The following is a 12,406-nucleotide window of genomic DNA, read 5'->3' as shown; positions in this document are numbered from 1 at the left end:
GATCAGGCTCCGACCAGCCAATAGCTGCCCATGCCGATGGCCAGCACCGCAACGCTGCCGCGCAGCGGCTTGTCCAGAGTCCTGGCCTGGGTCGCGATAAGCGTCTGCACCCGGTCCAAGCCATGACCAAAGCCCATCATGCCGATCAGCACCCCGGACGAGAACACCAGCACATAGAGCACCCCCAGCAACGGAGAGAGCAACCCGATCGGCAGCAGCGCAAACACCGCTGCGCTGCCTGCCGTGCCATGCACCATTCCGATCAGGAACGGTGCCTTGGAGCGCAGGCTGGATGGAGGCTGATCCCCGCCCCGGCTGCGCCACAGCGCCAGCGCAAGGCTGCCGCCCGCCGCGATCAGGATGACGCCGACAAAGCGTTCTGCGCCCTTGGGCAAAGTTTCAGGCATCGGGACATCGAACAGCAGCAGCGCCAGCGCCGCGATCACCAATATGCCGCCATGGCCCACGCCCCAGGACACGGCATAGCGCGCCGTCGCTCCGCGCGCATCGGGGCGAGCCCCCAAAGAGGACATCGTCATGACATGGTCCGGGTCGAACGCGTGCAGGATGCCCATCAGCAGTCCGGCGGACAGGACCGAGAGAAATCCCAGCGCCATCATGAGTGAGAATGACCCACTTTGTGTGCCTTCCACAGCGCACGGATGGGCGCGGCGACCGCTTCGGCGATCACGGAAGGCGACTGGCCCTGGCCCATGGCAATGGCAAGTTCAGGCAGCGCGGCGAGCACCTCGCGCGTCGGCCCCGGCAGCGCGACCAGCAATGTCTCGCCAACGCGCCCGCAAGCGACCCGCACATGCGGCTTGACGTGGCGGCCGTGGCCCACGGCATATTGCGCGAGGATGGCGGTGGACAGGTCAGGGGCCAGCCGCTGCATCGCTTCGATGGTCTTGTCCTTGTCCTCTGCCCCCACCCCGCCGGTCGTGATCAGCAGGCCATAGCCCTCGCCCAGCAAATGCCCGATACGCGCCGCGATCAGCGCCTCGTCGTCCTCGACAACGCCTGCGTGGTGGACAAGGTAGCCCATGTCTCCCAGCACGGATTTGACCGCCGCGTAGTTGGTATCCTCAATCTCACCGCGTGCCACCTCTCCACCGGTGGACAGCACCACAACAGCGCGTGAGACATAGGCCTGCAGGCTCGACTCCAGCCGGGCCGCATTGGCGATGATGTCGGCCGCCTGTTCTGCAGGGGCACCGATCACGCCCAGCACGCCATGGCTGTGCACCGATGCCGCACGGCCAAGCTGCACACCAGGGAATGCCGCCAGCGCGGCCAGAAGCTGCGCCTCTTTGCCCGCAATCGCATCCAGGCTGACCGAGGGGGAGACGACATCGAACACAACCCGGCCATCGCGCACATCGGTGACGAAGATATCCTGTGCGCCCAGCCCCAGCACCTGCCCCGCGCACTTGGCTAGCTGTGTCAGGTCGACATCCCTGAGCAGGATGTCTTCGACCCACAATTCGGTCTTCTCAAGCAGATCGAGCCCGGTCATCGCAGGTCAGGCCAGTCCGCGCTGCGCAAGCCATTTGGGCAGCAGCTCTTCACCCACCAGCTTGTCCACCGCAGGCGCGCGTTCCTTCAACAGATCGGCCAATTGCTGGTTGCAGGTCAGGTGGCCATAGCTGCCATCGAACACGATCAGCTTGTCGGTCTGGCCCTTTTCGCAGGCCATGGCGATGCCCTGCTCCAGGCTGTCGACCACCTTGGCGCGATCCATCAGCAGCGGGTTGGTCGGGTCCTCGCGCCACATCTCCGCCTGCTCCTCCCCCACGATATACATCGGCGTGGTGAACGGCATGGTGACATAGGGGATACCTGCGCCAACCCACGCCTGGTTGACGACGACGCCGCGCATATTCTTGTTGCGCGAGAAGTTCACAGGATTGGTGGGCGATTGCATGAAGCCTGCTACCACCGGCTGGTCGAGATCAAACGCATCCGAATGGTTGGTGAGCAACGTGCCGAAGATCAGCCCGCCGCCGTGCAGATAATAGCCCCAGCGTCCGCCATCCCAGACCGCGACACAATCCTTGATCTCGGCAAACAGCCGCTGCATCCGGCCATAGGTTTCCAAATGGCTTTTGGTGATGCGCCGGTCGATGGCATAAAGATCCGTCGTCGCATCGACTCCCACAACCCCCATCGGCGTGGTGCACAGCACCGAGCTGAACGTATAGCGCGATTGAATGAAGTCGGAATCGAACAACGCGCGCGGGATCACGCTGCCGCTGCGGTTGCCGAACATGCTGTGATAGACCGAGCGGGTCTCGTAGCGCGCATAGGACATGCAGAACGACTTGAACGACTTGTACAGCAGCCGGTTGAAATACATTTCGCGCGGGTCGTCATAATAAGCGTGGATGAACTTGGGCGCATCGAATGCGCGCTTGATCAGGTACATCGGGCCGATGGCGGTCTCCACCTCGACCCCTTGGTCGAACGGCCCTAGCCCCTTGACCCGACCCTCGAACGCCTCGTTAAAGCCGAAATGCTCGGCGACCTCGTCGGCCTCGCGGAAACCGCGATAGATGGCGAGGCGCAGGTGGATCTTGCGGCATCCGGTGCGTTCCATCACCACTTCGCGGATCGTCTTGATCATCTCGGCATAGGGCCAGCCGCCCATCAGGCCGAAGCCGTGCTCGGATGCCAGAATGTTGACGCTGTCGGTCGCCGCGATGTTCGACATATCGACCAGCGCCAGCGATTTGCGCGTTTCCGCCCGCACGCGTTCCAAATCCGCCTCCAGCGTCTCGGGATAGCCCGAAGTGATTGGCGGGGCAAAGCTCGGGAAGAAATCGGTCAGCGGCACCGAGACCATCGAATCGACCGTCTCGGACACGTGAGGCTGCAGCGCCGGGCCGTAATCCGAATGCATGAAGGCGGGGGGCTTGATCGCGGCAAGAGCGGTCATCACACGATCTCCTTGGGCAGCGGGCCGTATTTGTGGCCGGGATCGAACACCTCGCGATCTTCGGCGATGTACGCATCAGGATACCGAGCGCAGGCCTCGTCGCTCAGGTCGAACAGCGAGAGCGTCGTGGGATACCAGCGATGCTGCGGCGGCGGGGTCATGTCGCGGCCCGCCGCCTCCAGCAGCCTGAGCGCCGGCGCGACGCAATAGATGCCACAGCCAGAGCGCATACCGGTCATCGCGCAGACCTCTTCCAGCGTCTCCGCGCCCTTGATCACCGCGCCTGCAATCTCCGATGCCGGGGTCAGCGTACACACGCACACCGACACGGACGCCTCGATACCGGCCTTGAGCAGCAGCGCGGCAACCGCATCCTGATCGACCTCTTCAGCCCGGACCGTGGTGACCAGAGGCGCTTCGCGCGGCTTCATCCACATGATGTTTTCCGGGCAGCGATCGACGCAACGCCCGCAGCCGATGCACAGATCATCGTTGATGACCGGCTTGCGCGCCTCCATGCGGATTGCGCCGCTGGGGCAGACGATGTCGCACAGCTTGCAGCCGGTGCAGGGATCGGCGTTATAGTCTGCGACCAGTTTGACAATCGCCACGTCACACACTCCCTGAAGATGGGGCAGGTACGCGCAAGGCATCCAGCAGCACGCCGATCTGCGCGAACGCTGCAGTGACCGGCCGGATACCCTTGGGGTTGGCGAACAGCGCCTGTGCCAGCCCCCAGATCGAGTGGACATGCAGGATCGCCAGTGCATGCGAGTCCGATGCGTCAGGGATCAGCCCACCCTTGCGGCAGATTTCGAATAGGCGCTCGATCCGAGCAATCAGGTCCACGGTCAGCGCATGAACCTTCGCGGTGATCGAGGCGTCGGCACCCATCAGCGCGGCCGAATGCAACGCCATCTCGCCACGCACGGCCACCCCCAGATCGCACGATCCGTGCAGCCTGCCATAATAGCTCGCCACGGCAGCGAGGTGCCGCACAAGACAGCCCCAAGCCTCTTCGGCCGTCGCGTCATCTGGGCAATCGAGCAGGTCGAGATGGTTATCGCGGCTGATGCGTTCTTCGAGCAGCTCAAGCGCCAGCGCCGACTTTTCGGGATAGTGATACTGCGCAAGAGTCCGGCTGAAACCGGCCTTCAGGCTGATCGCCGACAAGGTCGTGGCATCATAGCCATCACTGCCGAACAGCTGAAGCGCCGCCTCCCGCAGCCGCTGTTTCGCGGCCTCGGTGCGCTCTTCCTGCGTCCGTGCGATTGCAGCGACGCCAGCCATAGCCATCCTCTCAAATTATCTTGCTTTGGCCACCCTACAAACTTACTGTCAGACAGTAAATAGGTTTGACGGCGATTTCATGCGTTGGGCAAACAGCCGGAAATCAAGCCCGGCATTGAGGAGAGAGCCTTGCCCAAGCGCGTCCGCATGGTGGCCCAGATCGTGGCAGACAAATGCACCGGCTGCCGGTTGTGCGAGCAGGTGTGCCCCACGGTCGCGATCGGCATGCGTCCACGGCGCGAAGACGAACCGGGCAAAAGCCGCAACATCGCGATGCTCGCCCCGGAAGCTTGCTATAACGCACAGGCCTGCGTCGAAATCTGCCCGGACGATGCCATCGAGATGGTCGAACTGGCCGAGCCGTTCGACATCGGGTTCGACCTGCCCCAGGTCGACGAAGATGCGGTCAAGGCGCTGTGCCGCAAGGCTGGCTATGGCCGCAACATGCAGATTTGCGTGTGCACCGATACCAAGGCGGGCGAGATCGCAACGGCCATTGTCGCAGGCGCGCACTCGCCCGAAGCGGTGTCATTGGCGACCGGCGCGCGCACCGGGTGCCTCGAACTGTGCATGCAGCCGATCCTGCACCTGCTCGCCTGCGCAGGCCATGGCGATGCGCCGCGCAACCCCAAGAACGGCTTCCAGTGGTATGGCGAATCCGCCACGCTCTGGCAGCATGTTCAAGCCGACGGCACCCTGCCCGATTCGATCCGCGACGCCTTTCCCGAATATCCGCTCGACAAGGAATTCGGCGACATGACCAAATTGAAGAGGCGATAGATATGGCCCTCCTCTCCCCGTTCATGGACGCCTTGCGTCCGCCCGCCTTCCACCGCACCTGGAACAAGCGCGAGCCCGGCAAGGTCGTCGCCAAGCGCGCCGCTGATCTGCCGGACATGACCGCGCTGCCCATCCGCGCGCTCATGCCGGACCTGCCGCCCACGATCTGGTCAGAAGACGCGCTGCTTGGCCCGACCTCGCTCGATGAGGTGCGTAGGCAGGCGCAGGAGCGCGCAGAGGCTATAGACTGGTCGAAGATCCAGCCCGGTCGCATGGTCAACCTGATCGCCAACCCGCACGGCCTGCAGCTGTGCGGCGAGGCCTATGTGACGATGCTCGAGGTGATCGCGGCGCACGTCAAGGAAACGCGCGGGGCCAAGGTGCGGCTGCGGATCGCCGAATCCATGGGACATATCGAAAACCCCGACTGGGTGAAGATTTACCGGTTGGAAGAGCGTTTCGGCGATGTCGAGGAATGCCCGCAAATGGGCGCAGGCACCAAGGTCGATACCAAGCTGGGTGATATGTATGTCACCAAGAAGCTGTTTGATGCGCCGTATTTCATCCACACCCATGTCACCGAAATGCGCGAGGGCTATCTGCACCGGATGCTCGACCGGCTGATGAAACCTTTCGGCATGGCCTATGCCCGGCTTGAATCGCGATCAGCCTATCATTTCGGCTTTGGCCCGCGCACCGGGCAGATCGTGTCACGCTGCATCTTCGAGAGCGACTTCATCCAGGACCGCTACGTTGCGACGATGGTGCTCGATACCACGTCCGAAGGCGTCGCCAGTGTCGAGGCGGACAACGACCTCAAGGCGCTGGATCGGCGGCTAGCGGCCGGAATCATGCGCAATTACGGCATGGCGATCAAGATCCTGGGCGAGATCGAGGATTGCGTCGTGGTGTTCGATGATCACGGCTGCGGCGTCTATTGCTATGCAGGCGGCATCGCGTTCGACAACATGCTGTGCGCCGATGTCGATTTCATGGATCTCGACAACCTCTCGCTGCTCGCCGCCGAACGGCACGACAGCGCAGAGCCGGGTCTCACCATGGGCAAGAACAATGCGATCAAGGGCATCGTCATCAACTATATGGCAGGCGGCGTGCCGCAGCCGTTTCTGTGGGACAATTACCCCGTCCACGTGGTCGGCGACACGGTCAACCGCTGGATGCTCAACGACCCGTCCAACTATCATTTCGACCGTGCCAAGGCTCCCGTCTGGCCGACGCTGGATGAGGCGGTGGCGGCGGCTTGCCGCGATGGTGGCACGGACAATGTCATCGTGTTTGACCGCACCCCCGGCGCGTTCCGCGTCAGCCGCAAGCTGGCTCAGCACCTTCTCGATCGCGCGCCTGCGGTGCGGGATAAAGTGGATAATGTCTATCTGCCCAAATGGCTGCGCCAGCGCGGGCTTACGCCATGACCTCTGTTCAGCTGCTCGAAAAGACCGAGGTCTGGCTGCACGGCATCGACCTCGACAATGCCAACCTGCCGGGTCTCGCCGACGTGGTGGCCGATGTGCTGTCACTGCCGCGCGACAAGGTGTTTGTCACCGATGTGCGCCCGCAGCTGGTGGTGCTGGATATTCTGGCACCGCGCGTTGAGCTTGAGGATGTCGCGGGCAAGCAGGACGCACTGCTGGCGGCGCTGGCGGCTGTTCCGGGCATTCGTGTCGCTGCGGATGCCACCGTGCATTCCGAAGGGATACTGGGCGTCATCGGCACCCCGCGCGCTGACGTGGACCGCTATCTGGCCGATGCGCGCAAGCTGGAAAGCCAGATCGCCACCTATGCTTCGCGCCGCGTTGCGGTGGTCAGCACCGGGAGCGAAATTCTGGCGGGCGAGATCGAGGATACCAACTACGCCGCGATCCGCGAGGCGATGGTGGCAGCCGGTTTCGAGGTCGAGTTTGGCGGCATCGCGGGCGACAGCGAGGCCGAGATCGCAGGCATGGTCGCGCGGCTTTCAGGCGAGGGCTTTGGCATCATCATCACCACCGGCGGGGTCGGCGCGGAAGACAAGGACCATACCGTCGAGGCGCTCGAACGGCTCGATCCACAACTGTCGACCGCCGTGCTGGCGCAATACACGCGGGGCCATGGCAGGCATGTCAAGGACGCTGTGCGGATCGCCATCGCCCGGCTGGGCTGGTCCACGGTCTTTGCCCTGCCCGGCCCGACGCATGAGGTGAAGCTGGCGCTGCCGGTGATCGTCGACGGGCTGGCAGCGGGTAGCAGCCTCCCGCAGCTGGTCGAAGCCATCGCGGCGCCGCTGCGTTCGACATTGCCGCACCATCAGCCGCATCATCATCATTGATCCGCTTCAGCCAGCAGGAACCGCCTTTATGTCTTTATTGCTTGATAACACCCGCGCCGTCGTCACCGGCGCAGCCTCGGGCATCGGCCGCGCCATCGCGCAGGAGCTGTCCGCGCGCGGCGCAAAGGTCATCGCCTGCGATGTCAACGAGGCCGGACTGGCAGAAACGCTGTCCATGCTGGGTGAGCGCTGCAGCACCTTCGTTTGCGACGTCTCCGACCACGCTCAGGTCGAGACGCTGGCCGCTTATGTCAGCGCCACGATGGGCGGTTGCGACATGCTGTTCGCCAATGCCGGGGTCATCGCTGCAGGGCGCTACACCAGGATCACGGCAGCCGAAGTCGACTGGATCCTCGGCGTCAACGTCCGCGGCGTGTGGAGCACCACATCGGTTTTCGCCCGGATGATGGAGCAGCAGCCCGAAGGTGGCCGCATCTGTTTCACCGGATCGGAGCATTCGCTCGGATATCAGCACGCTGGCGCTGCGGTTTATACCGCATCCAAGCACGCGGTGCTGGGGCTGGCCGAGATATTGCGCGCCGAAGCGCCTGAAAATCTGCACGTCAGCATCTTCTGCCCCGGCCTCGTCGGCACGGCGCTGGGCGGCGGCGGTCGTCCCGAAGGCTTGCCCGCGCAACAGCGCAATCTGGAAATGAGCGCCCGCATCCAGGCGCGCGGCATGCCGGTGGATGAAGCTGCGCGCGATGCGGTGGATGGCACGTTGCGCGGTGATTTCTACATCGTCACCCATTCGCATACCATCCGCGCCGCAGAAAAGCGGCTGGATGAGATGCAGTCCGCGTTCGCAGCGCAGGCCCCATGGGAGCGCAACGCGGACCGCTATGAGGTCAACAGCGTCATCGCTGCCGTGGCTGCGGACATGAAAGCCGAAGCCCAGTGACCGCCATGACCACCGCACCCGCTTCGATCTGGTGGCAGGGCGCACGCCCTCAGGCAGACGCGCTCAACCGCATCGGTGCCGATACGATGCAGGCGTTTCTGGGGATAGAGATTACCGATGTCACCGATGATGCGCTGATCGGACGGATGCCGGTCGAACCGCGCACCCACCAGCCATGGGGACGGCTGCACGGCGGCGCATCGATCGTTCTCGCTGAAACGCTCGGCTCGCTGGGCGCGGTGCATACGCTCGATCAGGAGCAATTCATGGCGGTGGGGATGGAGATTAACGCCAACCATATCCGTCCGGTGCGCGAGGGCTGGGTCATCGGCACTGCGCGCCCGGAATCGCGCGGGCGCACCACGCAGATCTGGTCGATCCGCATCACCGACGAACAGGGCAGACTGGTGTGCATTTCGCGCTTCACCGCCGCCGTCATTTCCATCGAACGCAATTGAGGAACTAGCCCATGAAATACATCAACCTGGGGGCGTCGGGTCTGGTTGTCTCGCGCATCTGCCTTGGCTGCATGAGCTTTGGTCGTCCCGGTGCCGGTCGCCATGAATGGACGATCGATGAGGCCGACAGCCGCACGATCATGCGGCAGGCGCTTGAGGGCGGTATCAACTTCTTCGATACCGCCAACGAATATTCGGCTGGCACATCGGAAGAGTTCGTCGGCAGGGCGATCGCCGATTTCGCGCACCGCGACGAGATCGTGCTGGCGACCAAGGCCTATGCGCCGTGGCGCGCGGCGCCCAACACCGGCGGGCTCTCGCGCAAGGCGCTGTTCCAGGCGATCGATGACAGCCTGGCCCGGCTGGGCACCGATTATGTCGATCTGTTCCAGATCCACCGCTGGGATTACGGCGTTCCCATCGAAGAGACGATGGAGGCGCTGCACGACATCGTGAAGGCCGGCAAGGCGCGCTATATCGGCGCATCATCGATGTACGCATGGCAGTTCGCCAAGGCGCAGTTCACCGCCGAACGCCATGGCTGGACCAGGTTCATCTCGATGCAGCCACAGGTCAATCTGGTCTATCGCGAGGAAGAGCGCGAGATGATCCCGCTGTGCATCGACCAGGGCGTGGGCGTGCTGCCGTGGAGTCCGCTGGCGCGCGGCATGTTGACCCGCGACTGGAACGAAAAGACCGCCCGGTCGCAAACCGACATGTTCAGCGCCTATCTATATCGCGCGACCGCAGACAATGACCGGCAGATCGTCGAGGCGGTCGCCGCCGTGGCACTGGAGCGCGGATTGCCGCGTGCGCAGATCGCCATGGCCTGGCTGCTGGGCAAAGCCGGCATCACCGCGCCGATCATCGGTGCGACCAAGCCTTCGCACCTTCACGATGCCATCGCGGCGGTGGATGTCACGCTGTCGCCCGACGAAATCAAGCGGCTGGAAAGCCCCTATCTGCCGCACGCCGTTATCGGCCTTGCTGGGCCATTGCCCGTTGGCGGTACGCTGACACTGAAAGACGCCCAATGACGATCAACGAAACCACCGCCGATCTGGATGTATTGTTCCAGCCCTATCAGCTCCGCGAGCTGACCTTGCGCAACCGCATCGTCGTCTCGCCCATGGCGACCTATTCGGCAGAGGATGGCTTTGTCACCGATTGGCATGTCCAGCATATCGGCAAGCTGGCCGCTGGCGGCGCGGGGCTGGTGTTTGTCGAGCAGAGCTCGGTCAACACCCAAGGGCGCATCACCCATGGCTGCCTTGGCATCTGGAAGGACGATCATGTCGAAGGCTTGCGGCGGCTGACCCGGCTGATCGCCAGCCTGGGCGCGGCCTCGGCGATCCAGATCGCGCATTCGGGACGCAAGGGCGCATCGCAAAGGCCCTGGGAGGGCGGCTCTCCGCTGGGCGATGCCGATATCGCGGCGCGCGGCGAAGGTCCATGGGAGATTTGCGCGCCAAGCTCCATCGCGTTCGATACCGGCTGCCAGTCCCCCACCGAAATGAGCCATGCGGCTATCGACCAGGTGGTCGAGGATTATCGCGCCGCATTCATCCGCGCGCGCGATGCCGGGTTTGATGTGTGCGAACTGCACTGCGCGCACGGCTATCTGATGCACAGCTTCCTGTCGCCATTGGGCAACCAGCGTCAGGATGAATATGGCGGCGACCGCGCAGGCCGGATGAAGCTACCGCTGCGCATTGCTGCCGCGATGCGCGACGTTTGGCCCGATCACCTGCCCTGTTTCGTGCGCATATCCTCGGTCGATGGCATGGGCGTGGGCTGGCAGCTTGAGGACTCGGTGGCTTATGCCGTGGAACTCAAAAAACTTGGCATCGACATGATCGATTGCTCGTCGGGCGGATTCAAGCTTCCAGCGGAGAACAATCTAGTCGCCCGCACGACCGGTTTCCAGCTGCCGTTCTCCGAGCGTATCCGGCATGAAGCTGGGCTACCGACGATGGGGGTCGGGCTGATCCGCACCGGGGAGCAAGCCGCCATAGCCCTGCAGGATGGCCGCGCCGACCTGATCGCATTGGGCCGAGAGCTGCTATGGAACCCCAATTGGCCGATGCAGATCGCGACCGAGCATGACGAGGCCAATGGCTGGAAGCTGATGCCGCCGCAATATGGCTGGTGGCTGCGGCGGCGCAAAGCCCAGCAGGGCAAATAGTCGAGGCCCGCAAGGAGCAAGAGCGATATGACCCAGCTGGTAACCTATGACTGCAGCGATGGCATTGCCATCCTGACGCTCAACCGGGCGGACAAGCGCAATGCGCTGTGCCTGGCGCTGTGGCAGGAGCTTGAAGGCCATCTCGATACGATCGAGGCGGCAGGTAATGCCATCGGCGTGGTCGTGCTGCGCGCGGCAGGGCCGGTCTTCTGCGCGGGCAATGACCTCAAGGAACGCGGGGTGAAATTTCCCCGGCCGTTCTACCAGCCGCATATCGTCACCCGGCTTGCGTCGATCCCCCAGCCGCTGATCGTCGCGGTGCAGGGCGGCTGCTTCACCGGCGGTTTGGAACTTGCGCTTGCAGGCGACATCATCCTGGCATCCGAAAGCGCAAGCTTTGCCGATACGCATGGTAAATTCTCCATGGTGCCGATGTGGGGAATGAGCCAGCGCCTGCCGCGCCGCGTCGGCAGCTTCAAGGCACGCGAGATCAGCTTTACCGGCCTCCCCGTTTCCGGGCGTGAGGCAGAGCGGATCGGGCTTGCCAACCAGTGCGTGGCCGACGACCAGCTTGAGGCGCGGACGATGGAGATGGCGCGCGCGATTGCCGGACAAAGCCGCCACAGCGTGTTCGCTTACAAGGAACTCTATATCGCGCAGGCCGATCTGCCGCTGGCAGCGGGTCTGGCGCACGAGGTGTTCAACACCAAGGGACGCGGCACCGATCTGGAAGAGCGGGTGGCTGAAGGGTTCGGCAAGAAATAGCCGCGTTTCACAACACGAACGGCACGCCTTCGGTCACCGATTTCCACTGCAGTCCATCATGCCCGAACAGGATGTGCGTACCGCTCTTGCGCAGCGCATCGAGGCGGCGATAGGTTTCCATCCCCTGCTCCAAGTTGGCGGTCGCATTGGGCAGCACCATCACATCGAGGTTACGCTCGGTGTAGCAGCAATCCCCTGCCAGCAGCACCTCGCCACCGGAGAGCTTTACGATCACGCTCTGGTGCCCCGGCGTATGGCCAAAGGTCGGCACGATCCGCACGCTGCCATCTCCAAACAGGTCATGCTCTCCCGAGACCGTCCTTATCGGCTGGCCGGTATCGTAATCGTCGGGCGTATAGAGCATCGGCTGCTCGCTGGTCCGCGCGGTCTCGAACTCGATTGCCTGCACCAGCACCGTCGCGTTGGGCAGATGCGCGTTACCGCCGCAATGGTCGATGTGCAGATGCGAGTTGATGATCCAGTCAATGCTCGCCGGATCGACGTCGATCGCCTTCAGCCGCGTGGCGATGTCCATGCCCTCGAACCATTCGAGCCCGAACTTGTCGGCGGGCAGCGCATTGGCCTGCTCCCGGCGAAAACGCACCCCCATTCCGGTATCGAAAACCGCGCGCCCCCTGGGATGCTCGATCAGATAGCTGGGCACCGGCGCGCGCATGTGCGGACCCTCGTCGCCTTCGACATAATAGCCTGGCTTGCACTGAAACCAGCCACAATTGAAAGCGTAGAGCGTCACGTCATCCTGCAT

The 12,406-nt window shown here is 63.5% G+C and carries 14 protein-coding genes; 8 read left to right on the top strand and 6 right to left on the bottom strand.

Annotated features, from left to right (window positions below; translation table 11 throughout):
• Positions 1 to 2: 2 nt before the first annotated feature.
• From BSY18_RS18980 to BSY18_RS18960, 5 genes are read right to left on the bottom strand one after another with little or no spacing between them, the layout of a single operon-like run.
• Positions 3 to 620 (bottom strand): hypothetical protein, encoded by a 618-nt coding sequence (locus tag BSY18_RS18980; RefSeq protein ID WP_069051552.1) that lies wholly within the window; start codon positions 618 to 620, stop codon positions 3 to 5.
• Positions 617 to 1,516 (bottom strand): molybdopterin-binding protein, encoded by a 900-nt coding sequence (locus BSY18_RS18975; protein ID WP_069051551.1) that lies wholly within the window; start codon positions 1,514 to 1,516, stop codon positions 617 to 619. The genes BSY18_RS18980 and BSY18_RS18975 overlap by 4 nt, the downstream gene beginning before the upstream one ends.
• A 6-nt stretch (positions 1,517 to 1,522) precedes the next feature.
• Positions 1,523 to 2,935, bottom strand: coding sequence for a hypothetical protein (locus tag BSY18_RS18970; protein ID WP_083231581.1), 1,413 nt, complete (start codon positions 2,933 to 2,935; stop codon positions 1,523 to 1,525).
• A complete protein-coding gene (locus tag BSY18_RS18965; RefSeq protein ID WP_069051550.1) occupies positions 2,935 to 3,546 on the bottom strand; it encodes a 4Fe-4S binding protein in 612 nt (203 codons plus the stop codon). Before BSY18_RS18965 ends, BSY18_RS18970 begins: the two co-directional genes overlap by 1 nt.
• A 1-nt stretch (position 3,547) precedes the next feature.
• Positions 3,548 to 4,231 carry a TetR/AcrR family transcriptional regulator gene (locus tag BSY18_RS18960; RefSeq protein WP_083231579.1) on the bottom strand — a complete coding sequence of 228 codons (684 nt, stop codon included), beginning with the start codon at positions 4,229 to 4,231 and terminating at the stop codon, positions 3,548 to 3,550.
• Between the two features lie 123 nt (positions 4,232 to 4,354).
• Here BSY18_RS18960 and BSY18_RS18955 point away from each other — a divergent pair, with 123 nt between their 5' ends.
• The 8 genes from BSY18_RS18955 to BSY18_RS18920 are packed head-to-tail and all read left to right on the top strand — an operon-like array spanning position 4,355 to position 11,640.
• A complete protein-coding gene (locus tag BSY18_RS18955) occupies positions 4,355 to 5,005 on the top strand; it encodes a (2Fe-2S)-binding protein (protein ID WP_150126338.1) in 651 nt (216 codons plus the stop codon).
• A gap of 2 nt (positions 5,006 to 5,007) precedes the next feature.
• Complete coding sequence (locus tag BSY18_RS18950; protein ID WP_069051547.1) at positions 5,008 to 6,438, top strand: hypothetical protein; 1,431 nt, start codon at positions 5,008 to 5,010, stop codon at positions 6,436 to 6,438.
• A complete protein-coding gene (locus BSY18_RS18945; RefSeq protein ID WP_069051546.1) occupies positions 6,435 to 7,331 on the top strand; it encodes a molybdopterin-binding protein in 897 nt (298 codons plus the stop codon). Before BSY18_RS18950 ends, BSY18_RS18945 begins: the two co-directional genes overlap by 4 nt.
• A 28-nt stretch (positions 7,332 to 7,359) precedes the next feature.
• Entirely contained in the window at positions 7,360 to 8,232 is an 873-nt protein-coding gene (locus tag BSY18_RS18940; RefSeq protein ID WP_083231577.1) for an SDR family NAD(P)-dependent oxidoreductase, read from the top strand.
• A gap of 5 nt (positions 8,233 to 8,237) precedes the next feature.
• Complete coding sequence (locus BSY18_RS18935; protein WP_069051544.1) at positions 8,238 to 8,690, top strand: hotdog fold thioesterase; 453 nt, start codon at positions 8,238 to 8,240, stop codon at positions 8,688 to 8,690.
• 11 nt (positions 8,691 to 8,701) lie between these two features.
• Positions 8,702 to 9,727, top strand: a complete 1,026-nt coding sequence (locus tag BSY18_RS18930) for an aldo/keto reductase (RefSeq protein WP_069051543.1) — start codon at positions 8,702 to 8,704, stop codon at positions 9,725 to 9,727.
• Entirely contained in the window at positions 9,724 to 10,875 is a 1,152-nt protein-coding gene (locus tag BSY18_RS18925; protein ID WP_069051542.1) for an NADH:flavin oxidoreductase/NADH oxidase, read from the top strand. Before BSY18_RS18930 ends, BSY18_RS18925 begins: the two co-directional genes overlap by 4 nt.
• A 27-nt stretch (positions 10,876 to 10,902) precedes the next feature.
• The gene (locus BSY18_RS18920) at positions 10,903 to 11,640 is read left to right on the top strand and encodes an enoyl-CoA hydratase/isomerase family protein (protein WP_069051541.1); all 738 of its coding nucleotides are present in this window, start codon (positions 10,903 to 10,905) and stop codon (positions 11,638 to 11,640) included.
• A 7-nt stretch (positions 11,641 to 11,647) separates the two neighbouring features.
• Here the strand turns inward: BSY18_RS18920 and BSY18_RS18915 are convergent, their stop codons facing one another.
• Positions 11,648 to 12,406, bottom strand: coding sequence for an N-acyl homoserine lactonase family protein (locus tag BSY18_RS18915; protein WP_069051540.1), 759 nt, complete (start codon positions 12,404 to 12,406; stop codon positions 11,648 to 11,650).

Origin of the sequence: Blastomonas sp. RAC04 (assembly GCF_001713435.1) — a bacterium.
Taxonomy (GTDB): Bacteria; Pseudomonadota; Alphaproteobacteria; order Sphingomonadales; family Sphingomonadaceae; genus Blastomonas; species Blastomonas fulva.
Note: the sequence above shows the minus strand (reverse complement) of the source record. Positions and strands in the feature narration are given on the sequence as shown.

What these genes read in the sequence shown, in the direction of transcription:
- BSY18_RS18980 (WP_069051552.1), bottom strand. Translation starts at nt 620, where the DNA reads ATGATGGCGCTGGGATTTCTCTCGGTCCTGTCCGCCGGACTGCTGATG.
- BSY18_RS18975 (WP_069051551.1), bottom strand. Translation starts at nt 1,516, where the DNA reads ATGACCGGGCTCGATCTGCTTGAGAAGACCGAATTGTGGGTCGAAGAC.
- BSY18_RS18970 (WP_083231581.1), bottom strand. Translation starts at nt 2,935, where the DNA reads ATGACCGCTCTTGCCGCGATCAAGCCCCCCGCCTTCATGCATTCGGAT.
- BSY18_RS18960 (WP_083231579.1), bottom strand. Translation starts at nt 4,231, where the DNA reads ATGGCTATGGCTGGCGTCGCTGCAATCGCACGGACGCAGGAAGAGCGC.
- BSY18_RS18950 (WP_069051547.1), top strand. Translation starts at nt 5,008, where the DNA reads ATGGCCCTCCTCTCCCCGTTCATGGACGCCTTGCGTCCGCCCGCCTTC.
- BSY18_RS18945 (WP_069051546.1), top strand. Translation starts at nt 6,435, where the DNA reads ATGACCTCTGTTCAGCTGCTCGAAAAGACCGAGGTCTGGCTGCACGGC.
- BSY18_RS18940 (WP_083231577.1), top strand. Translation starts at nt 7,360, where the DNA reads ATGTCTTTATTGCTTGATAACACCCGCGCCGTCGTCACCGGCGCAGCC.
- BSY18_RS18935 (WP_069051544.1), top strand. Translation starts at nt 8,238, where the DNA reads ATGACCACCGCACCCGCTTCGATCTGGTGGCAGGGCGCACGCCCTCAG.
- BSY18_RS18930 (WP_069051543.1), top strand. Translation starts at nt 8,702, where the DNA reads ATGAAATACATCAACCTGGGGGCGTCGGGTCTGGTTGTCTCGCGCATC.
- BSY18_RS18925 (WP_069051542.1), top strand. Translation starts at nt 9,724, where the DNA reads ATGACGATCAACGAAACCACCGCCGATCTGGATGTATTGTTCCAGCCC.
- BSY18_RS18920 (WP_069051541.1), top strand. Translation starts at nt 10,903, where the DNA reads ATGACCCAGCTGGTAACCTATGACTGCAGCGATGGCATTGCCATCCTG.
- BSY18_RS18915 (WP_069051540.1), bottom strand. Translation starts at nt 12,406, where the DNA reads ATGCAGGATGACGTGACGCTCTACGCTTTCAATTGTGGCTGGTTTCAG.